General features: G+C 45.8%; 20 protein-coding genes and 2 pseudogenes. 10 read left to right on the forward strand and 12 right to left on the reverse strand.

Annotated elements, in window-relative coordinates:
- Positions 1 to 14: 14 nt before the first annotated feature.
- Genes B9Y58_RS11370 through B9Y58_RS11380 form a run of 3 tightly spaced genes read right to left on the reverse strand, consistent with a single transcriptional unit; the run spans position 15 to position 6,074 of the window.
- On the reverse strand, positions 15 to 3,347 hold the full coding sequence (locus B9Y58_RS11370; protein WP_073056564.1) for a type I restriction endonuclease subunit R: 3,333 nt from the start codon (positions 3,345 to 3,347) through the stop codon (positions 15 to 17).
- A gap of 3 nt (positions 3,348 to 3,350) precedes the next feature.
- On the reverse strand, positions 3,351 to 4,454 hold the full coding sequence (locus tag B9Y58_RS11375; RefSeq protein WP_073056563.1) for a restriction endonuclease subunit S: 1,104 nt from the start codon (positions 4,452 to 4,454) through the stop codon (positions 3,351 to 3,353).
- A gap of 12 nt (positions 4,455 to 4,466) precedes the next feature.
- Positions 4,467 to 6,074, reverse strand: coding sequence for a class I SAM-dependent DNA methyltransferase (locus B9Y58_RS11380; protein ID WP_073056562.1), 1,608 nt, complete (start codon positions 6,072 to 6,074; stop codon positions 4,467 to 4,469).
- A gap of 615 nt (positions 6,075 to 6,689) precedes the next feature.
- Here B9Y58_RS11380 and B9Y58_RS11385 point away from each other — a divergent pair.
- The 6 genes and pseudogenes from B9Y58_RS11385 (at position 6,690) to B9Y58_RS14605 (ending at position 10,299) form a co-directional block, all read left to right on the forward strand.
- Positions 6,690 to 7,928 (forward strand): hypothetical protein, encoded by a 1,239-nt coding sequence (locus tag B9Y58_RS11385; protein WP_073056560.1) that lies wholly within the window; start codon positions 6,690 to 6,692, stop codon positions 7,926 to 7,928.
- A 27-nt stretch (positions 7,929 to 7,955) separates the two neighbouring features.
- Entirely contained in the window at positions 7,956 to 8,732 is a 777-nt protein-coding gene (locus tag B9Y58_RS11390) for a DUF2971 domain-containing protein (RefSeq protein ID WP_073056558.1), read from the forward strand.
- A gap of 36 nt (positions 8,733 to 8,768) precedes the next feature.
- On the forward strand, positions 8,769 to 9,893 hold the full coding sequence (locus B9Y58_RS11395; protein ID WP_073056556.1) for a DeoR family transcriptional regulator: 1,125 nt from the start codon (positions 8,769 to 8,771) through the stop codon (positions 9,891 to 9,893).
- A gap of 15 nt (positions 9,894 to 9,908) precedes the next feature.
- Positions 9,909 to 10,001 (forward strand): annotated as a pseudogene (locus B9Y58_RS15180) (ORF6N domain-containing protein); the annotation flags it as partial.
- Between the two features lie 5 nt (positions 10,002 to 10,006).
- Positions 10,007 to 10,111, forward strand: a pseudogene (locus B9Y58_RS11400) (ORF6N domain-containing protein); the annotation flags it as partial.
- An 11-nt stretch (positions 10,112 to 10,122) separates the two neighbouring features.
- Positions 10,123 to 10,299, forward strand: coding sequence for a hypothetical protein (locus B9Y58_RS14605; protein WP_158278354.1), 177 nt, complete (start codon positions 10,123 to 10,125; stop codon positions 10,297 to 10,299).
- 87 nt (positions 10,300 to 10,386) lie between these two features.
- On the opposite strand, the gene B9Y58_RS14955 is transcribed toward B9Y58_RS14605, so the two are convergent.
- Positions 10,387 to 11,121 (reverse strand): AgmX/PglI C-terminal domain-containing protein, encoded by a 735-nt coding sequence (locus B9Y58_RS14955; RefSeq protein WP_233247951.1) that lies wholly within the window; start codon positions 11,119 to 11,121, stop codon positions 10,387 to 10,389.
- A gap of 261 nt (positions 11,122 to 11,382) precedes the next feature.
- Here B9Y58_RS14955 and B9Y58_RS14610 point away from each other — a divergent pair, with 261 nt between their 5' ends.
- From B9Y58_RS14610 to bioB, 3 genes are all read left to right on the forward strand, one after another.
- Positions 11,383 to 11,547, forward strand: a complete 165-nt coding sequence (locus B9Y58_RS14610) for a hypothetical protein (protein ID WP_158278355.1) — start codon at positions 11,383 to 11,385, stop codon at positions 11,545 to 11,547.
- Positions 11,548 to 11,700: 153 nt separating this feature from the next.
- Positions 11,701 to 12,708, forward strand: coding sequence for a DsrE/DsrF/DrsH-like family protein (locus B9Y58_RS11410; protein ID WP_073056554.1), 1,008 nt, complete (start codon positions 11,701 to 11,703; stop codon positions 12,706 to 12,708).
- 9 nt (positions 12,709 to 12,717) lie between these two features.
- Positions 12,718 to 13,665 (forward strand): biotin synthase BioB, encoded by a 948-nt coding sequence (bioB, locus tag B9Y58_RS11415; RefSeq protein ID WP_083532315.1) that lies wholly within the window; start codon positions 12,718 to 12,720, stop codon positions 13,663 to 13,665.
- Positions 13,666 to 13,787: 122 nt separating this feature from the next.
- Here the strand turns inward: bioB and B9Y58_RS11420 are convergent, their stop codons facing one another.
- From B9Y58_RS11420 to B9Y58_RS11440, 5 genes are all read right to left on the reverse strand, one after another.
- On the reverse strand, positions 13,788 to 14,816 hold the full coding sequence (locus B9Y58_RS11420) for an ABC transporter substrate-binding protein (protein WP_073056552.1): 1,029 nt from the start codon (positions 14,814 to 14,816) through the stop codon (positions 13,788 to 13,790).
- Between the two features lie 26 nt (positions 14,817 to 14,842).
- Entirely contained in the window at positions 14,843 to 16,186 is a 1,344-nt protein-coding gene (locus tag B9Y58_RS11425) for an O-acetylhomoserine aminocarboxypropyltransferase/cysteine synthase family protein (protein ID WP_073056550.1), read from the reverse strand.
- Between the two features lie 152 nt (positions 16,187 to 16,338).
- Positions 16,339 to 17,052 (reverse strand): ABC transporter ATP-binding protein, encoded by a 714-nt coding sequence (locus B9Y58_RS11430; protein WP_073056549.1) that lies wholly within the window; start codon positions 17,050 to 17,052, stop codon positions 16,339 to 16,341.
- Positions 17,049 to 18,269: an ABC transporter permease gene (locus B9Y58_RS11435; protein ID WP_073056547.1), complete on the reverse strand. Its 1,221-nt coding sequence runs from the start codon at positions 18,267 to 18,269 to the stop codon at positions 17,049 to 17,051. The genes B9Y58_RS11430 and B9Y58_RS11435 overlap by 4 nt, the downstream gene beginning before the upstream one ends.
- Positions 18,256 to 18,666 carry a DUF4418 family protein gene (locus B9Y58_RS11440; protein WP_073056545.1) on the reverse strand — a complete coding sequence of 137 codons (411 nt, stop codon included), beginning with the start codon at positions 18,664 to 18,666 and terminating at the stop codon, positions 18,256 to 18,258. The genes B9Y58_RS11435 and B9Y58_RS11440 overlap by 14 nt, the downstream gene beginning before the upstream one ends.
- Positions 18,667 to 18,888: 222 nt before the next feature.
- On the opposite strand from B9Y58_RS11440, the gene B9Y58_RS11445 reads away from it, so the two are divergent.
- A complete protein-coding gene (locus B9Y58_RS11445; protein WP_073056543.1) occupies positions 18,889 to 20,193 on the forward strand; it encodes an O-acetylhomoserine aminocarboxypropyltransferase/cysteine synthase family protein in 1,305 nt (434 codons plus the stop codon).
- Between the two features lie 122 nt (positions 20,194 to 20,315).
- Here the strand turns inward: B9Y58_RS11445 and B9Y58_RS11450 are convergent, their stop codons facing one another.
- The 3 genes from B9Y58_RS11450 to B9Y58_RS11460 form a co-directional block, all read right to left on the reverse strand.
- Positions 20,316 to 21,680 carry an aminotransferase class III-fold pyridoxal phosphate-dependent enzyme gene (locus B9Y58_RS11450; RefSeq protein WP_073056541.1) on the reverse strand — a complete coding sequence of 455 codons (1,365 nt, stop codon included), beginning with the start codon at positions 21,678 to 21,680 and terminating at the stop codon, positions 20,316 to 20,318.
- 108 nt (positions 21,681 to 21,788) lie between these two features.
- Positions 21,789 to 22,589 (reverse strand): ABC transporter ATP-binding protein, encoded by an 801-nt coding sequence (locus B9Y58_RS11455; protein WP_073056539.1) that lies wholly within the window; start codon positions 22,587 to 22,589, stop codon positions 21,789 to 21,791.
- Between the two features lie 9 nt (positions 22,590 to 22,598).
- Positions 22,599 to 23,576: an ABC transporter permease gene (locus tag B9Y58_RS11460; protein ID WP_073056537.1), complete on the reverse strand. Its 978-nt coding sequence runs from the start codon at positions 23,574 to 23,576 to the stop codon at positions 22,599 to 22,601.
- Positions 23,577 to 23,623 lie beyond the last annotated feature (47 nt).

The following is a 23,623-nucleotide window of genomic DNA, read 5'->3' on the forward strand; positions in this document are numbered from 1 at the left end:
GTTCGGACCGAATCCTACTGATTTTCCTCAAAATTTTCCACTTGTTCCATAACCTTACTGAATACTTCGGGGCTGTACTGCGGCGGGTATCCGTTTTTTACAAGGCAGATTTTTATATCCACTTTAAGGGAATTACGTACATTCTGATTGTTGAGCCAGTCGGCAAATGAAGATTTCGTATCGATGATTTCCTTCACCTTCTTCGCCAAGGCCTTGCATTTTTCGTTAATGACTACGCCATCAACTTCTTTGTCTTCTCCGTATTCAAAGTTGTATTGGTCGCGGAGAGCTAGCAGAATATCATAGAAAGCCTTTTCTTCGAAGGTCAAACCCATCTTGCGGAAACTTTCGCGGTTTTCGTTCATCTGGCGCAAAATCTCAAGAGCTTGTTCTGTTGCGCTCTTGATGATTTCGTCCGTCGCGTGTTCCTGTGTTTCACCCGCTTCTTCGGCAGTCAATGCTTTGCGGCGTTCGTGATATTCCTCGATTGTCCTTTCGAGCATTTCCAAGAACGATTTTGCAGCAATTTGGTTAATCTTTCCGAATTCCTTGATTTGCTTGCGGAGCATTTTCACCAGAAGTTCAAGCTTAGTTGCGGGCATCTTCACATCGGAAAGTTTCTCGTAGAATTCCGGGCTGAAAAGATTCTCTTCATCGCTGCTTTCAAGAACGCTTTCTACTTTGCTGTACTTTAGCGCTTCTTCTACCATTTTGGCGACATTACGATTCATCGTATCGGTATCGATATCGCTTGTTCCACTCATTTTACGCACAAAGCCCGCAATCGCCATAAAGCATTGTGCAAGGGCGGATTCTTCTTCACTCAAATTTCCAGAAGGCGAGCAGATATCAAACGCCACGCGCATTCGCTTCACGACTTGCAAGAAGTAATTCTTGAAGGAAACCTTTTGCGGCGCCTTTGCTCCGTTTCTGTATTCCGAATTGAGTTCCTGCGTTGATGTAAACACATATTCTGCCGCTTTAGCAAGCAACATGTACCGTTTGGCGGGTTCGCATTCCGGATCCAGGAACGGAGCGATATCATACCCGGCAAATAGGCGTTTTAGAATTTCCAATTCGCCCCTGAATACGGCTGTTGCCTGTTCCACATCATCTACCGTCGGAGCGACAGAAGAATCTCCGCCATAAAGTTTCATCGCTTCGCGCATGTTGTCGCGAATGCCGATGTAATCTACAATCAAGCCATATTCCTTTCCCGTATCTTTACGGTTGACACGGCTTATTGTTTGGATAAGCATATGCTTTTTCAGGGCTTTGTCGTTATACATGTATGTAAGGCAGGGAACATCAAAACCTGTAATCCACATATCCACGACAATGACGATTCGGAAATTCGACTTTTCGTTCTTGAAGGCAATATCTAATTCTTCGGAACGGGAATCGTTTTTGACTCCACCAAGATAATCGTACATTTCCTTGCGGTCGTTACTCCCGACACTTGCGACCATCGCCATAAAAGGCACGGGCTGCATTTTCTTCAATTCTTCTTCAGTTGCTATAACACCATCAGGTGTTTTCTTTTCGACAAACCATTCAGGATATTTCTCCTGGAATTTCTTCAGCAGGTCATATGCAATTTGGCGAGAGGAGCACACAATCATCGCTTTTTGCACGCGGTCCGGTTCGCCCGCGCAACTAGAAACATAATGGTCATGAATATCTACAGCGAGGCGTTCCAGCCGCGAAGGTTCTCCAAGAATGATTTCCATGGAACTCATCGCCTTTTTACTGGCCTGAATGTCTTCTGCTGTTGCTCCTTCATCAGCACACAACTTGTAGTATGCTTCAATGAGTTTGACTTTTTCCTTGTCAAGCAATACCTTCGCAATACGCGGATGATACTTGATAGGAACCGTCAAGCCGTCGGCAACTGCCTGATCCATGGTGTAGCGGTCGATTTCATCACCGAAGGTTTGGTATGTTTCAGCAATCGGCGTGCCCGTAAAGCCAACGAAAGTCGCATGCGGGAACGCTTCGCGCAAAACTTTCGCATAAGGCTTTGAAATCATCGCCTTCATGTTTTCGTCAACGTCTTTGCTGAACTGGATTTTCTTGGAATGTTCCAGTTGCGTTCGGTGAGCCTCGTCCGAAAAGCAGATGATGTTGGCACGGTTGTTGATTAGGCCAATTTTATCGTCTTCGCGGTCGCAGAATTTTTGGATGGTGCAAATGTAGAACCCTCCGCTTTCGCGCGCACCCAGTTCTTCACGCAGTTGTTTGCGGTTCTTTACTACTTCGACGCTTCCTAGATTCAGGAACTCCGTGCTTTTCTTGAAAAGTTTTGCCCCCTGCTTTTGCAATTCTTCGCGGTCCACAATCATCACGATTGTAGGCGACCCGATTTCGGGGATGTCGGAACAGCGAAGCGCCAATTGACGGGCAAGAAACGCCATCGTATAAGTTTTGCCACAACCGGTCGCACCAAAGTAAGTGCCGCCCTTGCCGCTTTTTTCAATGACAGACTTGACAATGCTTCGTTTTAATAAACGAGACGCAAAGAATTGTGGATAACGGCAGACGATTTCCTTTTCGTCGTGGTCGTATTCGCTATCCTGAAAATAAACATAGTCGCGGAAAATTTCAAGGAAGCGGACTGGATTATAGACGCCCTTTATCATCGCCTCGGTTTCGGCAAACGGCATCGTTGAAATCTTGTCCCCTTCGTTTATTCGTCGCCATGCATAGAAATGTTCATAAGGCGTGCGGACCGTTCCAAGACGGGTCTTTACGCCATCGGAAATACAGGCCAGCGGGCAGTAATGCAAAAGATGCGGAATATCGCGCCAGTAGCGGATATTGATTTGTTCCCAGGCGTCATAAATAGTGGCGTTTGCATCGGCGGGGTTCTTCAGTTCTATAACGCAAAGCGGGAAACCGTTTACATACAGCATCACATCGGGGCGGCGGTTTTCTTTTTTGCCGTTGTTGATGTATTCTACCGTCAACTGGTTCACGACGCGGAAGATATTATTTTCAGGGCGTTCAAAATCTATCAGTTGAATTGTTCTTGGTTTCCCGTCTTGCGGAGTGAACTTGATGCCGTCTATAAGCCAGTTGTAGAACTTGTGAAGTGTTGCAAAATCGCTTTCGGCACCCACGAGGCGAATGGTGTCGAACAGTTTTTCGACATCGTCCTTCAACAGGTCTGGATTATTTGCGGCCAGATATTCCTTGATGTCATCGGAGTGAAGGACTTCCTTGATTTCTTCTCGGGCGAGTTTGTTGCCCGGCAAATACAGCCAACCTTCTGCTTCAAGATATGAGATAAAGGCAAATTCGTAATCCGATTCGCAGAAGCGACCGTTGAAGTTTATCAATTTCGCCATGGTTTACTCCTCCAGCGAACCCTTGATGAGAATGGGACAGATATCCTTTATCTGTTGTTTTAATTGTTCATTGATGCGTTTGCGTTCTGTATAGACTTTGTAGATATCTGCGATTGAACGTTGTACGGAAATATCGGGAATGGGGATTTTATAATTTTGCAAGTTCTCGGGACTTAAAAACTCGTAGGACGTTCCTTTTGAAGCCCAATAAACAAATCTTCCAAACTCAGAACGTTGCATCCACAACAATAAATATTCTACCATTATTTCTTTGGGTCGAATCACCTCAACAACATCATAAACCGGGGAAACAACGCAATCGGGACCTTCTCTTAACGCAACGGCAACATTTTCATTATTTAATTGTGTACAATAAACGATTTGCCCAGTTCTCACTATCTTTCTTGATGCAAGACTTGAATTTTCCCGTTGGGGAGTGATGAACTCCTTTTTTATATTCACGCCTTGTTCTAGGGTGATTTTTTCATCTACGTTTTTTTCATTATAAAATGTGATATAATCTCCAATTTTTTCACATTTCGTTTTTCTTCGCAGTTCTTCAATATAGGCATCGCAGGTGAGCTTTAGGTCGTCAAGGCCTTTTTCGTAAGCTTTTTGGTTGGCAACCATTGACTCGTAAATATCGACATACTTCTGTTGTGTCGCCTTATTAGGCAGGGTTATATCTATATCGCACAAATCAGCCCACGAAAAAGTCTCACGAGCACTACCCCACGAATTAAAACGGGAAAATCGATCAAATTCAGGACGATTGAAATAAATGAAGAGATAATCAGAGAGAAGTATTTTTGGCTGTTTTACACGAAAAACCGTAGATATCGATGAAACTAGGAATTCTGGACAATTTTTGTTATACGCTAAAGAAATTTTGTCTCCACGACGAGAAGTGTCTGAAACGTATGCAAATTCGTATTTTTTTACAACTTTATAACTAGCGAGACCTACGCCATCCATATTTGCTTTTGTTTCTATAAACTCTTTTCCTGTAGAAATACCTCGAACATCATCAATACCATATTTGCCCTCAGAATTTCTTTCATCCGATGGTTCAATCAACTCACCTAACTTATACGTTTTCAAAGCCATAATCCATCCCCGCTATTCGATATCAAAGCCAATGCCCTTGAAGGCTTTTACCAACATTTCCTGGCTCTGTTTTTCTGTCGCGAGCAGGGATTTCATTTCGCCTTGAATACGCTTCATCTCTTTCTTGTAATCAATATCCAGGTCGTGGTCGATAAACTCGATATACTTGCTCGGTGTAAGCGCCCAACCCTTTTCCTCAATTTCCTTGATTCCTACACTGCGGTAAAGTTCCGGCAACGCATAATTCGTGCCATCGATTCCCTCATTTTGCCAAGTGTGATAGATGTTTGCAGCCCGTTCAATCTGCTCCGTGACAAGACGTACCTTTTTCTTCTGTTCGTTCTTCACGGGGTTTTCCGTCCATTGACGCAAATCCATAAAGAGAATTTCGTGCGTGCGGTTGCGGAGTTTACGACCATTGTATTTTCCGCCCTTCTTGTTCTGGTTCAGTATCCAAAGCGTCACGCTGATATCGGTAGTAATGAAAAGTTCCCGCGGCAGTACGACAATTGCCTCAACCTTGTCATTTTGGATAAGTTTCTTTCGAATATTAATCGTGTCATCATCGTTTAACGCCCCGTTTGCAAGCAAGAAACCAGCAACGCCATCAGACGGCTTCAAGTGAGAAAGCATATGCAAAATCCACGCATAGTTCGCATTACTATCTGGCGGAGTTTCGTAATCAGCCCAGCGAGCGTCATCTTTCAAATCGCTATCATACCAACCCTTGAGATTGAACGGCGGATTCGCCATGATGTAATCGAAATAGAGCCCCCTGTGCAAGTCGTTCCTAAATGTGGAATCGTTCGTTTCGCCCAAATGGTGGCTGAGCCCGCGCAAGGCTAGGTTCATTTTGGCAAGGCGGTAAGTAGCGGCTTCTTTTTCTTGACCGTAAATGTTGATGCGGTTGACGTCACCCTGCTTGGATTTGACCAGTTCCGCACTCTGGATGAACATGCCGCCCGAACCACAGCACGGGTCGTAGAGCGTTCCGTCGTAAGGCTCAATCATCGAGGCTATCAACTGCACCACATCGTGTGGCGTATAGAATTCTCCTTCTTCCTTCGTGGCGTTTACGGCAAATTCTTTCAAGAAATATTCATAGACGCGGCCGATCAAGTCCTTTTCCTCGCCGAACTTTTTATGGCTTATCTTGTTCACCTCGTCCACCAACTTCTTGATGTCGTTGGGGGCAAGGTTTCGCGTCATGAACGTGCCTTCGACAAAGCAGCCCTTGAGGTCTTTTGAATCGGTCGCAATACTATGCAAGGCTCCGTCAAGCGCGGAATTCAGTTTTGGAGCGGGTGTGTCGATAATATTCGACCAGCGGGCTTCGGGAGGCAAATAGTAAGTTCCGTCTGTAAAGGAGATGTCTTCAAAAAATGCAGTGCGGACTCCTTCATCGTCAGGATCGAGTCCTTGTTCTATCAGCACATTGCGCAACTTGGCGACACCGTCATCAAATTTTTCGCCAATAAAGCGCAAGAACACGAGCGTGAGCATCATGTCACGTTTTTCGAAGAACGAACCCGAATTTCGGGCAGCCCGCAAAATATCGCGACAGTTAAAGAGAATGTTTTCGAGGTTCAGTGTGGTCTCGACCGCTTTTTTCTTTGCCATAATCGGGGCGTGCTCCATGTAAAAAATGAACGAGTCATCCCTTGTGCACGGAGACTTCGGCCTAAGATGTCTGGAAAACAAAAAAGGCGTGGAGTCGCAGTGCTTACCACGTTGGAAGGGTCACCACAACCCTGTCGTAAGGCAAGCACAAAACGACCCACGCCCCAGATGGGACGTGAGCGTTCGATCTTATCCTTTATGACTTTAGAAAGTGGTGATTTTTCCAACGTAGAATAAGAGACGAATCTCAAAATTTCCGGTCGCCCAATGCCAGGTGGCAAAGGGCTATGTCAACTACATTTTAGAAAAAAGGGGCGTCTTTTGCATACGCAATGATGCCGAAATGGGGAAAAAAGGATGAATTTCAAGCGCAATGTGAAAAAGAAGAACTTAAACCATTATGAAACGACTTTTTCAGGAACCAAAGTTTAGGATGCCGCTTAAATTTGCTAACTTCATTTTAGGTTCAGGCCGGAAAAAAAGAATTGATGCAAAATTAGAACAACACTTTAAAGTGCTGTAGGTTATATACAAATATTTAACTTATAAAAACATTCTTGTATACCGCAAGAATGTTGTATAAAATATTATCTTTAAAGAAAAAAGGATTTTCACATGATTTATGTCCCTAAACCCCTTGTCTTTAATTGGAAAGTAAATGGCAAAACAATTGAGGAAAAATTTCTCTCAAGACTTTATAAGCCATCAGAGAATGATTATGAGGAATGTGATTATATATTTCAAATGTATTCTGTATTGAGCATTTTTAGATTTGAAGAATTAGAGAAAAAATATGAAAATCATGATTCAATTATATCAGAGTTTTTATCAAAGAATCTACTTCTAGGAGACTGCTTCTTGGAAGCAGTGTACTACTTAAAGACGATTTACGTCTCTATGATTCAATTTCAACAACTGTGCGGAGATCTCCAATGGTTTAGAGATAGCGAATCAGGAATGAATGTTTTCTTAAGGCGAACTAATGATATTTTCGAAGAACCTTCTAACACGAAATTTTGCTTCTATTTGCTAACCGGTTTGCCGAAGGCTCTTGATACTTTCAAAAGAAAAAAAGATTCTACAGAAATAGAAAAATGGTTAGAAGAAACAAGAAAAAAAATACAGAACAAGGCAGAAGAAATTGTAAATAACGCAGAGCAAATGTTCAAACTCGGATTGTGGGATGATATAGAAACCTTTTTAAAAAAAGACTGTGATGGTCTCATATTGGTGTCTTTGAAAAGTAAAATAAAAACATTTAATGAAAAAGCCGATGAATTAATAAAAACCCTTAATACGTTGACTGAAGGCTATAAAAAATATGTTAATAAAAAGAACAGTTGTTATGCATTATGTATTGCCGATGACATAAAATTCTATTCTCTAAGTGGTATTAATGATTATGATGGCACTTATGATATAAACTCATATTTTGAGAATAATAGCCAAGTAGATATAAAACTTATAAAGGATTACCTTTCTCCTGGTAGTAGTTTTTCATATGCCCCATTGGCAGATGAAGTTAAATGCTATGGACACCGGAGTGATAGCGGGACGAGATATTTTTATTCTCCAACAAGCTTGGGTGATGCCATTCATAATAGATTTCCAAAATTGGAAGACCGAGATGTATCATGTTGCGAACGAAAGATTATGGCCCAAAAGCCAAATGCACATGAATACAAATTCTTTATTCGAAAAGAGCCTTGCTTTTTATGTCAACCAGCAATGGTGTCAGATAGCACAAAGTCAATCATTGTGTACGTACCTTCAAATGACAAAGCCGCCCTGCGAAAAATAAAAGTGGAGTATGATTCAATTCTCAATTCTTATGAAAATAAAGATATTCCGTAAATTGCAATATGCTAGGGATTCTATAATATGAAACCAACCACGCTGTACAAATACCTCGGTATTGATGGTGGATTGAAGATGATGAAATGCCACAATCTTCGATTCGCCAATGCAACAAGATTAAATGACCCGTTTGATTGTCATTATGAATTAATAGACTTTTCAAAAGTTCCTGCAGAAAAATGCAAGATGTGGCCGGCAGATGTGATTGAGGAATTGGAGTCTTGCCATTATAAGAATTTGCGTAAGCGCACTTGGATTTGTAGTCTTTCAAAAGTCTATGATTCCTTGCTTATGTGGTGCTTTTACAGCAGTTATAGCGGAGTCTGTATAGGTATCGACATGGAAAAAACAGAAAAGTATCTTTCTCGGGTAATGAACGGGGTTTTCTTTGGCCCCCAGCAATTAGAAGTGCAGTATAAGGACATTGTCAACAAACCGAACTTCTTTTACAAAATCGATATGATTGATTATACCCGTTACCAACTATCGACAAAAGCCAAAGAATGGGAACATGAAAAGGAAGTCCGTTTGTTGCTAACAGATCCTGGCATTGGGGAAATTCCGTCGGAATATTCAGATAGCGACCAAAAAGAAGATGGTTCGGTTGATTATGAAGATGTCCGCTTTTATCCAGTTATAGGGAGAGAATGTTTTTGCGAACTCTATCTCGGTATCAATGTGGAAAAAGAGAAACAGAATGAAATTTTGAAGGTTGCTCGATGGCTCAACCCAGAAATGAAAATTTATAGGATGACTGTTGACCCTGATGCTTTTAAGTTGAAGCCCGTGTTGATTCAATAAAAAGTTATATTAACACCTAAACTGCAAGGAACTCCGATGCGAAAGAAACCGTCAGAACTGGATTTTGAAGAATACATCCGTCAGGTCGAGCCCGCCAAGCGGGAAAAGTCCTACGCATGGTCTACGGCTATCGGCTTGCAGCAGGTTGATGGCCTGACTCCTTCAGATTATCTGCTCGAAGTCGCCAAGAAGAACATCGAAGGAAAGATTTCCCTGAACAAGGCGCAGAAGCTCATCGATTCCTATTACGAATCGAAGACGGAGCGTGCCGATGACAAAGACGATACTGAAGAAGCTGACAAAGTTTCTGCCCGCATTGCGCAAATATTGAGTGAAAAGTCGTTCAATTTCTCACCCTCTTTTTTGATTGCTATTCACAAGCGGCTTTTCGAGGGGGTGTTCAAACATGCTGGAGAAATTCGCAAGTACGATATTTCCAAAAAAGAATGGGTACTGAACGGAGATTCCGTAATGTACGGGGCATCGTTTGAATTGCGGATGGCTCTGGATTATGATTTTGAGCGCGAACGTGAATTTAGCTATAGCAATATAAGTATGGATGAAATTGTCCGTCATCTAGCGTTTTTCGTGTCGCGTCTCTGGCAGATTCATGCCTTCGGTGAGGGCAATACGCGTACCACGGCGGTTTTTACCATCAAGTATCTGCGTTCCATGGGCTTTAAAGTCGGGAACGACATTTTCGCCAAAAATTCGTGGTATTTCAGGAATGCCCTTGTCCGTGCGAACTACAAGAATGTGCGAAAAGGAATCCAGCAGGAGCCGGAATATCTTGAGAAATTCTTCCGTAATTTGCTGATGGGCGAACACAACGAACTGAAAAACCGCTACTTGCATGTTGACTACAAGAAAGTCAAAGGCAAAGCTGTGATCGAAAAATCGAAACCAAATGTGGCAAAAAAGCGTAGTAAAAACGTCCCTGTAAATGTCCCTATAAATGTCCTGATAAATGTCCCTATAAAAGATAGACAGAAAAAAATTATTGCCGCCCTCTCCAAGGACGCTCATGCATCGGCACAAAAGCTCGCCGAAAAATTTGGCGTTACGGAAAAAACAATCCGAAGAGATTTGCAACTGCTGAAACAGCAAAACATCATTACCCGCGTTGGCGCCAACAAAAACGGCTATTGGAAAGTAAATTAGTTTTTTTCTGCTTTTTTGCGGACGAAAATTTCGTCCACAAACTTATCGGCAAAAAGTAGGTCTTTGCCGTATGCGTTTTCTGAAAAAGTCCTCTATATGCTCGCGACAAGCAAGTGTTGCTAGACCGCGATCTCGCGATTCTTTATGGGGTTGAAACCAAGCGTATCAACGAACAGGTAAAGCGTAATATTGAACATTTTCCCGAAAAATTCTGTTTCTAGTTGAATCCGTGAAGTCGCAAATTGCGACTTCACGGGGAACAGGGTTCTTTGCCGGGCAAAATGGAGGGGGACGTGAAATACATCACTTTGGAGCGTATCTAAAGGACTTGGGGAAGAAAATGTTCTTTTGCAGCAAGGAAGATTTTACCTTGGAAGAGGTGCTGAAAGAAACACAAAAAGACTAGATTTTGTCTGTGGGGCAAGGCGGAAAACAACTTTACAGATGTACAAAACTACTACAAATGTGAAAAATTGTAGTAGCTGAATTAAGGCTATTCCGAAAAGGTAAAAGGAACCGTTATAGTTGTATTACCTGATTTTACCTTATTAAATTTCCATCGACTTACTGCGGTTTTTATCTCGTTATCAAATTCGCCATAGCCCGTCGTTGAGGACGCAATGGAAATGTTGATAATTTCACCCTCAGGGGCGATTGTAAATTTCAAAGCCACCTTACCTTGAAAACCAGGCTTTTTCTTTAAAAACTTGTTGTAGACATGGCGTAAACCAGGCGTTCGCTGACGCACAACCTTCATGATGTCTGCTGCGTAACGGGAACTTCCTGCACCTATCTCTATATCGCGTTCAGACGGAGTCCTAATGGAGCCCTTTGCTTTTGTTGCAATTCCTCCGCCACCGCCAAGCATTCCGGCCAGACCATCACCGATACCACCAGAACGATCTTCTGTGTATTCCGCGTCGCATTGTTCAACAGACTCTGTCAAGTAGGAAATGTATTCTGGATGGTCTACGTTTTTCCTCAAATCATTTTCTAGTTTCCAATAATCGGCCTCACTATATTGTTGCTTTATTTTGCCGAAGACACAACGACATACTCTTTGGTTCGCGCCTTGCGTACATTCATTCATAAAGATTTCTTCCGTTTCATAGGAATACGAGAATCCCTTTGTCTTGCTCTTTTGTGCGACAACGGAAGCCGTTCCACCTGCATACGTGAAGGCGACGAATCCGAGTAATCCGAATGCGATTTTTTCCATAAAGCTCATGTCGGCCCCTATAATTAAAGAAAGACTTTCTGTCACGTTAAATATAAGCATAAAGGAGTGTCAAAAATTGCCAAAAGAGAAAATTCAAAAAAACTCTTGATAACCCACACATATTTTATACATTTGTGCAGTAGTGTTTTGCTTTTTCAGCATGTAAGCAGATGAGATCATATGAAAACAACAATGGTAAACGCACTAAATATGCAAGGTTTTGCAAGCAAATGCTTGCATATACAATCAAAAAGACGTATATTTGGTACTATGAGTACCGTAGCAAAAAATTTCCGCATCGATTCCGAATTGAAGTACCCGGAACATTCCGGCGAACTGCTCGATGCCATCGAAGAGGCGAAACGGCTCGAAGCCGACCCGAAGACCAAGCGTTATACGGATATGGACGAGATGTGGGCGGACTTGGACAAATAATGTACGAAGTTATTTGGAATAGCCTTGCGCTATAAAAAGCTATAAAAAAATTGTATATCCCGAAATATTGCGCCGCTTAGGAGCAATTTGTATTTTTGCTTGTCACACTTTTAACTCTGTAAGTCACCACTAAACGTTTTTCTACACGACAAAATGTCCGAAGTCAAAAAATTCCTTGCAAAAGATTTCTACAAAATCGATTCCCAAAATTCAACACTACTCGATGTCCGCGAACCGAGCGAGTCCACGGTACGCCCTGTAAATGGTGCGCTGCAGGTTCCGTTCTTTGAATTGTCCAAGAAGATAGATAGCATCCCGAAAGACAAGCCTGTTTACGTGTTCTGTTCTACGGGAGATCGTTCCGAAGAGGTTGCCGAAATTCTCGCCGACCGCGATTATGACGTGTACAATGTAGAAGGCGGGCTTGACGCCGTCCCGAAAATTCACTTCGTTGACGCCAAGGGCCTCAAATGCCCGGGCCCCATCGTGAAGGTGGACGAAGCGGTCAAAAGCGTGTCCGTCGGCGAAGAAGTCCAGGTGGAAGCGACCGAGAAAGCGTTCTTTTCGGATGTGAATGTTTGGTGCCAGCGTACCGGCAATGAATTGAAATCGCTCCTCGAAAAAGACGGTGTCATTTATGCGACTATCGTAAAGCGCGACGCGCCCCAATCTTTCGAAAAAAGGGATTTTGAGCACGGCAAGACGTTTGTCGTTTTCAGCGGCGATTTGGACAAGGCGATAGCCTCTTTCATTATGGCGAACGGAGCTGCCGCCATGGGCCGCCCGGTTACCATGTTCTTCACCTTCTGGGGAATAAGCATTTTGCGCAGGCCCGAAAAGGTGCGCGTCAAGAAATCGCTCATCGGAAAAATGTTCGGCTTCATGATGCCCCGCGGTTCCAAGAAACTAGGACTTTCGCGCATGAACTTTGGCGGAATCGGCGCCAAAATGATTCGTGCGGTTATGAAGAAAAACGGAGTTTCTTCGCTAGAAGAACTGATTGAAAGCGCAAGGCAGAAGGGCGTGAAGTTTGTCGCCTGCCAGATGTCGATGGAACTCATGGGAATCACAGCCGAAGAGTTGATTGACGGCGTGGAACTCGGCGGCGTCGCGACGATGCTCGGCTCCACAGAAAAATCCGACTTGACCTATTTTATTTAAGGTCCCGTTATGATAAACAGACAAACCGCTCTTGAAATTCTGAACGCGAACGCAGATTCGTTACCGAACTTGATTGAACAGGCATATCAGCTGCGTACCAAGTACAAAGGCAACCGCGTAAGCATCCAGTTGCTCACCAATGTTCGCAGCGGGAATTGCACACAGAACTGCGCCTATTGCGCCCAGTCGCGCGATTCCGAAGCACCGATCGAAAAGTACCGCTATGTAGAAGACAAGAAACTTTACGGTGACAATGACCTCGTTGACGAAATGCATTTGGCGAGGCACTGTATCGGACTTAGCGGCATCCGCTTTGCCGACGACGATATCGAAAAACTTGCCGAGCGCATCCGCAAGATGAAAAAGAACGACACGCAAATCTGTTGTTCCATCGGGTTCCTGACCGAAAAGCAGGCATTGATTCTTAAAGAAGCCGGCCTCAACCGCATCAATCACAACCTGAACAGCAGCCGTCGTTTTTATCCGAGCATCTGCACCACGCACACTTATCAGGAACGAATCGACAACCTGAAAATGCTGAAGGGCCTCGGCTTTGAAATTTGCTCCGGCGGCATCATCGGTATGGGCGAAACGCCCGAAGACGTAGTGGACATGCTATTCGAATTGCTAGAGATTAATCCGGACTCGGTGCCCATCAACTTCTTGCTGCCGGTAGAAGGCACGCGCCTTGCGACGCGAGATATTTCGGCACTCACGCCCGAATACTGTATCAAGGTGCTTTGTCTTGCGCGCCTGATGCTCCCGAAATCGGACATCCGCTGCGCTGCCGGCCGCGAAGTGTATTTCAAGGGGCACGAAAAGACGCTTTTCAAGGTAGCCGATTCCATATTCGCGTCGGGCTACCTCACCGAAGGCGGCCAGAGTCTCGAAGAGACCTTCCGTACCATCGAGGCGGCTGGCTTCACCTGGCAAGTGGAAAGTGAATCATCCCACTAGCTTCAAAAAAAACTAGTGGATGCTCGTGTCGCTATTGAGTTCCGGGTGAAACGAAAGCGCAATCTTGAACCTGTTTCGGTGCTTCTTTTTTTGAGTGCAAACAAATTTAGGAGTACAAATTATTACTTATGCCAGTCGACTTCGCGATAGATTTTTTCAGTGAATTCGTCGGCATTCAGCTGCAGGTATCCGACTTTATGCAGTAGGTCTGCAAAGTAGTGCAAGTCGGCTTTCAGGTTGCGGCCACTCTTGATTTTCTGCTCAGGAGACTGGTATTCGTAAGACTTGATGAGTGCGGTTGCGAATTCCTTGTCTTCGATGGCGGAGTGCTTGCCAGCCTGCATGAGTTCCACGGTTTCTTCCGGGTGTTCGCTGATCCAGGTGTGAGCCTGTTCAAGAGCGCGAAGGAGAGCCTTGATCTTTTCCGGTTCCTGTTCCAGAAGGATGCCCGAAACATAGTAGAAGCAGCAATAGCGGCCTGCAAAAACAGGGTCAGTCGCCAAATCCATCAGTACGTCGGCGCGGCCGTCAACAGCAGCAAGGCTTCCCAGCGGGTCCCAAAGTGAAACCGCTTCGACCTGTCCGCGTTCCAAGGCTTCGAGCGCCAAGTTGCCATCGGCGTAGGGCAAGAATTGAACATCGTTTATAGCAGAAACGCCGTTTGCTTCAAGCCAAAGAGTCGCAGCTTGGTGCGGGGTTGCCCCAATGGCGTTCACGGCAATCTTTTTGCCCTTCAAATCCTGAGCGCTACGAATCGGCGAACCCTTCTTGACGAGTAGGTGAATGCAACCGACATGGAAACCTTCGACCACCTTGATGTTCACGCCATTTTCGACGGACTGGAAAAAGGCGAAGTCGGAGTTCGTAATCGGATAGGTTCCGTTGTTGAGCCCGATTTTGCGGGTTTCCGCATTCGCCGACACGAATTTCACATCGACGCCTTCTTTAGCAAAGAATCCTTTTTCTTTAGCGACAAAGAACGGCGCGATGCAAAGGGTTCCATCGGAAACGGGAATTTCGACAGAACCGTATTTAAAAGCGGGTTCATTGGTAGCGGCGGTTTTTTCAGTTTTTTCTTCTTCGCAGGCGATGAGTGCAAACCCCAAAGTAAAAGCGGCTGCGAACGATAAAAATGCTTGGACTAACTTCATTTATAATCTCCTGTATTGATAGTGTTTTAATGTTTTGATGTACTTGCCTTAATTGCCTGTTCAAAATCGGCGATAATGTCGCGCGGATCTTCGATACCGACGGACACGCGAATCATGTCGTCAGGGATTCCTGCGGCAAGCCTATCCTTCGGTGAAAGCTGAGAATGTGTACTTGTTGCCGGGTGCAGCACGCTTGTGCGAGCATCGCCCACATGCACCACCAAGGCAGCAACTTTCAAGGCCTTCACGAACGAGCGAATGACAGCCTTGCCCCCCTTGAGGCCAAAGGTCAGCACGCCGCTTCCGCCCTGGTAATCGAAATACTTGCGAATGCGCTTGCTGTTCGGGCTAGATTTGAGCGCCGGATAGTTGACCCAGTTTACTGCCGGGTGCTTGGAAAGGTATTCCGCCAAGGCCAAGGCGTTAGAACTGTGCTGCGGCATGCGCAAATGGAGCGTTTCAAGGCCCAGGTTCAAAAGGAATGCGTTGAACGGACTTTGGGCGGCACCGAAATCGCGCAAAAACTGGGCGCGGGCTTTGACAATGTAGGCAGCGCGGCCAAATTTTTCAGTGTAAGAAGTATTCGCGTACTGCGCATCGGGATTGACAAGATCCGGGAACTTTCCGTTATTCCAGTTGTAATTGCCGCCGTCAATCACGACACCGCCCAAGGCGATGGCATGACCGTCAATGTACTTGGTCGCAGAGTGAATGACGACATTCGCCCCATGCTTCAAGGGCTTCACCAAGAACGGCGTTGCAAGCGTGTTATCCACAAGGAACGGCACGTCGAATTCCTTGGCGAGTTTGGAAAACTTTTCAAAATCCAGAACGCCAAGCGCCGGGTTTCCAATCGTTTCTCCGAAAACCAACTTGGTGTTGGGCCGGAACGCCTTGCGAAGTTCTGTAATAGGGGCTTCCGGGTCAATAAAAGTCGTTTCGACACCGAGCTTAGAAAGTCGAACATCAAGCAGCGTGTAGGTTCCGCCATACACCGCCTTAGAAGCCACAATGTGATCGCCCGCCTTCACCAAATTCGAAATTGCGAGCAATACGGCCGACTGTCCCGAAGCTGTTGCGACAGCGCCCACACCGCCTTCCAACTCGGTAATTTTTGCTTCAAAAGCCGCTACCGTCGGGTTGCCCGTACGCGTATACTTATTGCCCGACTGCTTGAGGGCGAAAAGACGTTCTACTTCGTCAACATCTTCGTACTTGTAAGTGGTCGACTGGAAAATCGGCAAAACGCGGGGCTCGCCCACTTTCGGCTTCCAGCCCGCCTGCAGGCACTTGGTGCCGAAATTCCAATTCGCCGGATTTGTAACATCTGTTGAAATTTTACTTGACTTTTTCGATGTTTTAATTGACATGTGAATCACTCTCCTTATAAATTTCAATGCGAAAAATAGAAAGGGACTTACAGTTTTTCTAATACTTTGTTTTTATGCGGAATTATCAAAAATTTTTATAACGAAAATGCCCCCGACCGAGTCGAGGGCAACATCACTTAATATTGATTTATTTATAATCCGCCGTAATCAGATTCACCGTTCGGCAAGAGTCTCCCCTTGTGCATGGTGTAAATGCGGTCGCCATACTTGAAGCCGCGAGGATCATGGGTAGCCACAAGTACCGACGTTCCCGACTGCGCAAGTTCCCCCAAAAGGTCAAAGACAATCTTGGCATTAGTTTCGTCAAGGTTGCTGGTCGGTTCGTCAGCAATCACGATATCGGGATTGTTGACAAGAGCGCGCACAATCGAGGCTCGCTTGAGTTCGCCACCCGAAAGTTCCGCCGGCATTTCATTCACCAAATGGACAATGCCGAGAGTTTCGAGTTTTGAATGAATATCAATATCAACCAATTCCGAAATATCCCTCACCTCAACCTTATTGCCCTCGCGAATCGCCCGCGGCAAGAAGATATTTTCAAGCACGGTAAATTGCGGCAAGAAAACGGATTCTTGTGGAATGTAGCCGATTTTATCGTTACGAATTGCGGAAAGTTCAGCATCTGTCAAACTTGCAAAATCAACACCATTAAAAATGATAGATCCCTGCGAGGGGCGATTGATTCCCGAAAGGAGCGATAAAAGCGTACTCTTTCCGCTTCCGGATTCGCCATAGATTACCGAGAAATCACCGGACCAGGCAAAAAATTCCACATTATCAACTGCGTTAAATTCTTCGCCGCGACGGATATAGGTTTTATATAAATTAGAGACGTTTAAAATCAATGTTCTACCTCCCTCAAAGCGGCGTAGGCATCAATCTTGCTCACCTTATTTGCCACACCATAAACAGCCAACGGCCCCACCGAATGCAAAAGCAAAACCACCACAGCGTAAACAGCGGCGATTTCGGCATTTCCAGGAACAATAAAGGGCACGTTCACATGTTCGCCAATCCAAATTTTAAAAGTGAAAAACGTCACGCTCGAAAGCAGCAAGCCAATGTACGTTCCTACCGCCGAAACCAGCAGCGATTCGCCCAGCACAAGAGTCCTTAAACGTTTGCGGGCATAACCCACAATTCGCAAAAGCGCATATTCACGCCTGCGTTCGCGAGTCGACAGTGAAAACGAAATCACAATCGCGGCAACCGCAATCACCAAGAAAAGGGCCACGATTGACCACACCACAATCTGCAAGAAATTCGCCGACTTTTCAAGACCCGAGAACAAATCTTTGCGGGTGCGAATCTGCACGCCGTCAAAGCGGGTATGAATTTCTCGAGAGAGGCGCTCGATATCGGCCCCTGCGCGCAATTTAATTAAAACGCTGGAGTAAATCGGCGAATCCGAGCCCTCGGACTTGACATCTTGATGCAAGAAAATCACGCCCTTGGCCTTAGCCGCCTCGCGGATATCGGCAAGTGTTGCCACATCTACAAAAACGGCCTGATCCAACTTGTTGCCAACCGGTTCAAGACTGGCCGCCACAGGGTATTCATGGTCAAAGAACCTGACAGTCCTTTTCTCGCCCACGCTAATTTCACTGCCCACCACGATAGCACCCTTAGGGAGTTTATCCGTAAGGACCTCGTGAATCCAGGGCTGAATCACAAAATCAGAAGCCGGCTCGAAACCGATAATCATGACTTTCTGTTCGCAGCAGCTAGAATTCAAGGTGGTCAAAAAATACTGCGGCGTCGCAATTTCTACGCCGTCAAGGCCACGAATAAATTCCAGCGAGCCCTGCGGCAAATAGGCATACTTTGAATCGCCCTGCAAAAGAACCGATTGATCATTAATCTCGGTCCCCTGCGGAATCACAATGACATCGGCCCCCAAGCGAGACGAAAGGCGATTCAGGCCCTTTGAAAGCGAAAACGACAAAAGCCCGCCCACCAAAAGCACCGAGGCGAGCAAAGCAATCAAAAGTGAAAGCCCAAAACTACGGAAAGGGTTTCGCAAGTAATTTTCAATAATCAAATTCAAATCAGTCTTGTTCATTTCGCCTCCTCAGTTTTAAGTAAATCAAATTCAGCGCCGCAAAAAGTGCAATCAGCACACCAAAAACAGCAAGTACCGGACCCGTTATCACGTGACATGCCATTTGAGCGTGCTGGCATGTTCCGACAATTACCGTTGGCACAAGCGAAACAAAAACACCCACCACAAGCGTTACTGCAGAAAGAATAACATGTGCTTTCTTTTTAAGGAGCCCCGCAGCAACGACGGCATTTGCTAGCAACGCAAGTCCTAAAAAAGCATCTACCGTCGTCGAAATTTCACAGCTCATGGTTCCACCACCCATCGGATGGCAAACAGGCAAAATCAACTTGGTAAGTACAATCAGCAATACGCCGAAAATAAGATTAGCAACAACAAATACTTTGTACTGTTTCATGGCACTCTCCTTAAAAATTTTCGGTGCATAAATTAAAAAGGTATACCGAAAATGTCCAATACTATATCACTATGATTTGTTATAGGTTTTTATTATAACACAGACAAATTCAACAGCGTCGCACATATAGAAAAATTCAATAATTCGGCATAAGAATTAAGTATTGGACGCTATCAAAAACCACATCTATATTTGCTTTCAAAAAAAATTAAGGAGAGTATAATGTCAAATCAATTTTCTTTTGATACGCTTAAATTGCACGCAGGCTATAATCCTGCTGAACACAACCACGCCGTTTCGGTGCCCATTTACCAGACAACCGCATTTACGCTCGACACCGTAAAGCGTAGCGACGATCTGTTTTATTTCGACAGCGCCGAAGCACTTTATACACGACTTTCTAATCCGACAACGGATGTACTTGATGCGCGCCTTACGGCACTCCACCCGGGAGCAACCGGAGCTGTCACGCTTTCTTCGGGCATGGCAGCGGTTACGTATTCGCTTTTGAACGTCACAGCAGGCAAAGGCAGAATCCTTGCAACAGCTCGTTCTTACGGCGGATCTTTCGATAGTTTCGAACAAATCTTCGGAGAGACGGGCGTCAAGTATGACATTGTAGAAAACCCTGACGATCCGGCAAATTTCGAGGCACTCGTTAAAGAAGACACCAAGGTAATCTACATCGAATCGATCACCAACCCGAACGCCACCATTCTGGATATCGAAGCGATCGCAAATATCGCCCACAAGCATGGAATTCCGCTGATTGTCGACAACACGGTGGCAACCCCCTACTTGCTGAACCCCTTTGATTTTGGCGCCGACGTGGTTGTTTATTCGGCCACCAAGGGCCTTACGGGTCACGGAAACGTGATTGCCGGTGCCATTGTAGAAAACGGCAAGTTCAACTGGAAAAACGGAAAGTTCCCGCAGTTTGACGGCCAGCCGCATTTCTTGGTGTCGCAGCAGGGCGTACCCCGCAGTTTTTACGACGTGTTCCCGAATACGCCATTCACCGGCCGTATCCGCGCCATTCACCTGAATTACCTGGGCGGTGCCATCGCCCCGTTCAATTCCTACCTGGTGCTTCTTGGAATTGAAACCCTTTCGGAACGTCTTTCGAAATCGGTAAAGTCTGCTGAAAAAATTGTAGAATTTTTGGAAACGCGCCCCGAGGTTTCTTGGGTCAATCACCCGCACGCAAAAAACAGCAAGTACAAGGCGCTCGCCGCCAAGTATTTCCCCAAGGGTGCCGGAGCAATCCTGAGTTTTGGCCTTAAAAAGAACGACCGCGCAACCATTATCAAGTTCTTGGAAGCCGTTAAAGTTTTCAGTTTCCAGGCAAATATCGGTGACGCCCGTTCGCTCATTATCAACCCGTCTACAACCACCCACATCGAGCTCCCGGAACGCGCCCAGGAACTAGCCGACATCCATTCCGAAACCATCCGCCTTTCGATTGGTCTCGAAGATGTGAACGACTTGATTGCTGACCTAGAACAGGCCTTCGTCGCAATCCAATAGCGCGATTATAACCATAGTAAAACCTAAAAGGTGGCTGCATTCAGCAGTCACCTTTAGTTTATGGCACAAAGAAATTTAAATGGCGGACTCAATTGAGTCCGCCATGATAGAATTGGAGATGATTATTTTATTAAACCGTCGGCGTATTCGCTAATCGCTTTGTCCAGACGAGCAAAGATTTCTTCGATTTGGGCTTCGTTGATAATCAGCGGAGGAGCCACAATAATCGTGGAGCCGCCGCCCATCGTGAGAATGCCGTAATCGTTGCGGAGTTTCGTGATGAAGTTTCCAAGGAAGGGTTCACCCGCTGCATTCTTGCGAATCACGTCCTTATGATCCTTGCTGTAGCTGAATTCGATGGCACCGAAGAGACCCACAGAACGCACGTCACCAACAGAAGGGTGCTTTGCCTTGAGTTCCGCAAGTTTTTTCTTCAAAAGGGGTTCCTGTTTTTTCACATTGCCCTTGACATCCAAGCGGAAATATTCTTCGATACAGGCAATAGCCGCCGCAACGCCGAGCGGATGCGCATTATAGGTAAGCCCTGCGGTAAAGGCATTTTCCTCATAATAATTCGCAATCTTTTCGCTAATGAGCACGCCGCCGAGCGGAGCGTAAGCGCTGTTCACACCCTTTGCAAAAGTAATCAAGTCCGGTTCCACGCCGTCGGCCTGGCAAGCGAACCATTCACCCGTGCGCAAGAAGCCACTCATGACTTCGTCGCACACCATCAAAATTCCGTACTTGTCGCAGATTTCGCGGACACCCTTCAGGTATCCCTTGGGGTAAAGATAAACGCCGTTAGAACCCGTGACCGATTCAATAAACACAGCCGCCACCGATTCCGGGCATTCCTGCTGAATCTGGTATTCCAGGCGAGAAAGGAAATGCTTGGTCGCTTCTTCTTCGGTCTTGAACTTGATATCGTAACCGTAAAGGTGCGGAGCCGGATACTTGATGAATCCGGGAATCGTCGGGAACAGCGAAGCGCGTTCGCTTTCGCCCGTCAAGCTCGACGCACCGTAAGTGCTTCCGTGATAAGATTCATACTTCGAGAAAATCTTGTCGCGGCCCGTAAACGCCTTCACAAAACGAATGGCAAATTCATTCGCTTCGGAGCCACCCAGTGTAAACAGCACCTTTTTCATGTTCTTCGGGGCAATCTTTTCAATCAAGAGTTCGCTGAGTTCGCCAGCTTCGGCAAAGGCATGACGCGGAGCGATGTAAGCCAAACGTTCCACCTGCTTTTGCACCGCTTCAATAATGTGGCGGTTATTAAAGCCGATATTCACGTTCACCAGTTCCGACGCAATATCGATGTATTCCTTGCCTGCACCATCGTAAACGTAGATACCGTCGGCATGGTCTACAAAGAACGGCTTGTAATCTTTATGGGGGGCATTCGCGAAAGAAAACAGGTTATACTTTCGGGCCTTTTCATAAGAGGCGGCATTTTCTCCCGCCACATAACTAACGTTATTTGACATAGTACTCTCCTTAATTTTTGGAACAAATATAGGTGCAATTTTAGTCGCTGTCCAATACTTTGTTTTTAGCGCTCGTTATCAATTTTTCCGATAACAAATCCATCTAGACTAAATGACGTATTCCGGCGCCGTATTGGAACGTGCAAGATTAAAGCGTTCCAAAATATTGCGGCGTTTTTCCAGGAACTGCGCCGAGCCTCTTTCACGCGGGAAGCTGTCGCGAATTTCAAGCACCTCGCTAATGCGCCCCGGACGCGGCGTCATAATCACGATACGATCAGACAAATAAAGCGCTTCGTCAATATCGTGGGTCACCAAAATCATCGTGGTATTGCGTTCCTTGCGAAGTTCCAAAAGCAAGTTCTGGATGTCTGCACGGGTAAACGAATCCAGCGCCCCCATGGGTTCATCGAGCAACAAGATTTCAGGATCATTAATCAACGCACGCGCAATTGCCACGCGCTGCGCCATACCGCCACTAATCTGGTGCGGGAAATTCTTTTCGAATCCGCCAAGACCGATTTTTTCGATAAAATCGTGAACCTTACCCTTATTCTGCTTATAAACGCCACGAATCTTGAGACCCATCGCGATGTTATCTTCTACCGTGAGCCACGGGAAAAGGCAACCCTGCTGGAACACATAACCGCGCTTGGAATCTGGCCCATGCACCGGTTCACCATCAAGAATAATCTTGCCCTCTTGAACCGGGTCAAGCCCCGCAATCAAGCGCAAAAGCGTCGTTTTACCGCAACCCGATGCACCCAGAATCGAAATGAATTCGCCCTCAAAAACAGAAAGATTGATATCTTTCAAAATCTGCCGCGGTTCGCCCGTGCGTTCATCGATAAAGGAGCGGTTTACATCGCGAATCTTCAAGATTTTTTCTTTATCTAAAATATCCGTCATCAAAGCCTCCTATCGCACGACGCCTTTCTGCCAGCGAAGCACATAACGCTGTACTGCGCCAACCACTTTCAAAATCGCCGAGAACAGCACTGCCATCACGACAATCGCAGCGAATACCTTGTAATAAGCGCTCCAGACCTTCGAAGTGTTAATGTAGTAGCCAAGGCCACCCGGCTGCCCCATCATTTCGGCCATCACGAGCGTCGTAAAACCAAACGCAGCCGCCGTCATAATACCCGTAAAAATCTGCGGCATCGCATGGGGAATCGCAATATGGAAAATCTGGTACAGCTGCCCCGCGCCAAAAGTGCGCGAAAGTTCAAACAACGACTTCGGCGTACCCTGCACCCCGTCGGCCGTCATGGTCGCCACCGGGAACCAGGAGCAAATCGCAATCAAGAAAGTCGCCGCCGCAAACGAAGTCGGGAAAAGCGTCAAGGCAAAAGGCATCCATGCCACTGCCGGAATCACGCCGCAAATGTTGAGCACCGGCAAAATCCAGTAACGAGCCTTCGGATACCAGCCGATCAGTACACCCGTTAACACACCCGTCACCACGCCCACCGAAAATCCGGCTACAAAAAGACGCAACGAGTAAAGCGTATTCTGCCAAATGAATTTGGTATCGCCAATAAAGGCATCCATAATAATCGCAGGCCCAGGGAAAAACGGCTGCGGCAAAAACAGCAACTTGGTTCCAAGAATATCCCACGCCGCAAGCGCCAAGCCAACCGCGAAACGGAACTTCGCACCCGCGAAAAATTTTGCCACCTTATCTGCACTCGCCTTGCGGACAAACAGCACCACCGTATAGACCGCGTAATAGGCAATAATGGCAAGCAAAACTAAGCGGTATGCCAAATTGTCGTCAACTCTAAACCCGCCAAAAACATATTCCTTGATTCGCACATTTTCGGCCACCTGCGGAAAAAGCAAGTTTACCAAGAAGGCGATCAGGAAACCTGAAATCGTCAAAACAATGTTCATTCAACTCTCCGTAAAATTTTTAAAAATGCGCCCTTGCGGGCGCTAAG

Origin of the sequence: Fibrobacter sp. UWB15 (genome assembly GCF_900177705.1) — a bacterium.
Lineage (GTDB): Bacteria > Fibrobacterota > Fibrobacteria > Fibrobacterales > Fibrobacteraceae > Fibrobacter.

Excerpts from the sequence above, each read along its gene's own strand:
- B9Y58_RS11370 (WP_073056564.1), bottom strand. The coding sequence starts at position 3,347 with ATGGCGAAATTGATAAACTTCAACGGTCGCTTCTGCGAATCGGATTAC.
- B9Y58_RS11375 (WP_073056563.1), bottom strand. The coding sequence starts at position 4,454 with ATGGCTTTGAAAACGTATAAGTTAGGTGAGTTGATTGAACCATCGGAT.
- B9Y58_RS11380 (WP_073056562.1), bottom strand. The coding sequence starts at position 6,074 with ATGGCAAAGAAAAAAGCGGTCGAGACCACACTGAACCTCGAAAACATT.
- B9Y58_RS11385 (WP_073056560.1), top strand. The coding sequence starts at position 6,690 with ATGATTTATGTCCCTAAACCCCTTGTCTTTAATTGGAAAGTAAATGGC.
- B9Y58_RS11390 (WP_073056558.1), top strand. The coding sequence starts at position 7,956 with ATGAAACCAACCACGCTGTACAAATACCTCGGTATTGATGGTGGATTG.
- B9Y58_RS11395 (WP_073056556.1), top strand. The coding sequence starts at position 8,769 with ATGCGAAAGAAACCGTCAGAACTGGATTTTGAAGAATACATCCGTCAG.
- B9Y58_RS14955 (WP_233247951.1), bottom strand. The coding sequence starts at position 11,121 with ATGAGCTTTATGGAAAAAATCGCATTCGGATTACTCGGATTCGTCGCC.
- B9Y58_RS14610 (WP_158278355.1), top strand. The coding sequence starts at position 11,383 with ATGAGTACCGTAGCAAAAAATTTCCGCATCGATTCCGAATTGAAGTAC.
- B9Y58_RS11410 (WP_073056554.1), top strand. The coding sequence starts at position 11,701 with ATGTCCGAAGTCAAAAAATTCCTTGCAAAAGATTTCTACAAAATCGAT.
- bioB (WP_083532315.1), top strand. The coding sequence starts at position 12,718 with ATGATAAACAGACAAACCGCTCTTGAAATTCTGAACGCGAACGCAGAT.
- B9Y58_RS11420 (WP_073056552.1), bottom strand. The coding sequence starts at position 14,816 with ATGAAGTTAGTCCAAGCATTTTTATCGTTCGCAGCCGCTTTTACTTTG.
- B9Y58_RS11425 (WP_073056550.1), bottom strand. The coding sequence starts at position 16,186 with ATGTCAATTAAAACATCGAAAAAGTCAAGTAAAATTTCAACAGATGTT.
- B9Y58_RS11435 (WP_073056547.1), bottom strand. The coding sequence starts at position 18,269 with ATGAACAAGACTGATTTGAATTTGATTATTGAAAATTACTTGCGAAAC.
- B9Y58_RS11440 (WP_073056545.1), bottom strand. The coding sequence starts at position 18,666 with ATGAAACAGTACAAAGTATTTGTTGTTGCTAATCTTATTTTCGGCGTA.
- B9Y58_RS11445 (WP_073056543.1), top strand. The coding sequence starts at position 18,889 with ATGTCAAATCAATTTTCTTTTGATACGCTTAAATTGCACGCAGGCTAT.
- B9Y58_RS11450 (WP_073056541.1), bottom strand. The coding sequence starts at position 21,680 with ATGTCAAATAACGTTAGTTATGTGGCGGGAGAAAATGCCGCCTCTTAT.
- B9Y58_RS11455 (WP_073056539.1), bottom strand. The coding sequence starts at position 22,589 with ATGACGGATATTTTAGATAAAGAAAAAATCTTGAAGATTCGCGATGTA.
- B9Y58_RS11460 (WP_073056537.1), bottom strand. The coding sequence starts at position 23,576 with ATGAACATTGTTTTGACGATTTCAGGTTTCCTGATCGCCTTCTTGGTA.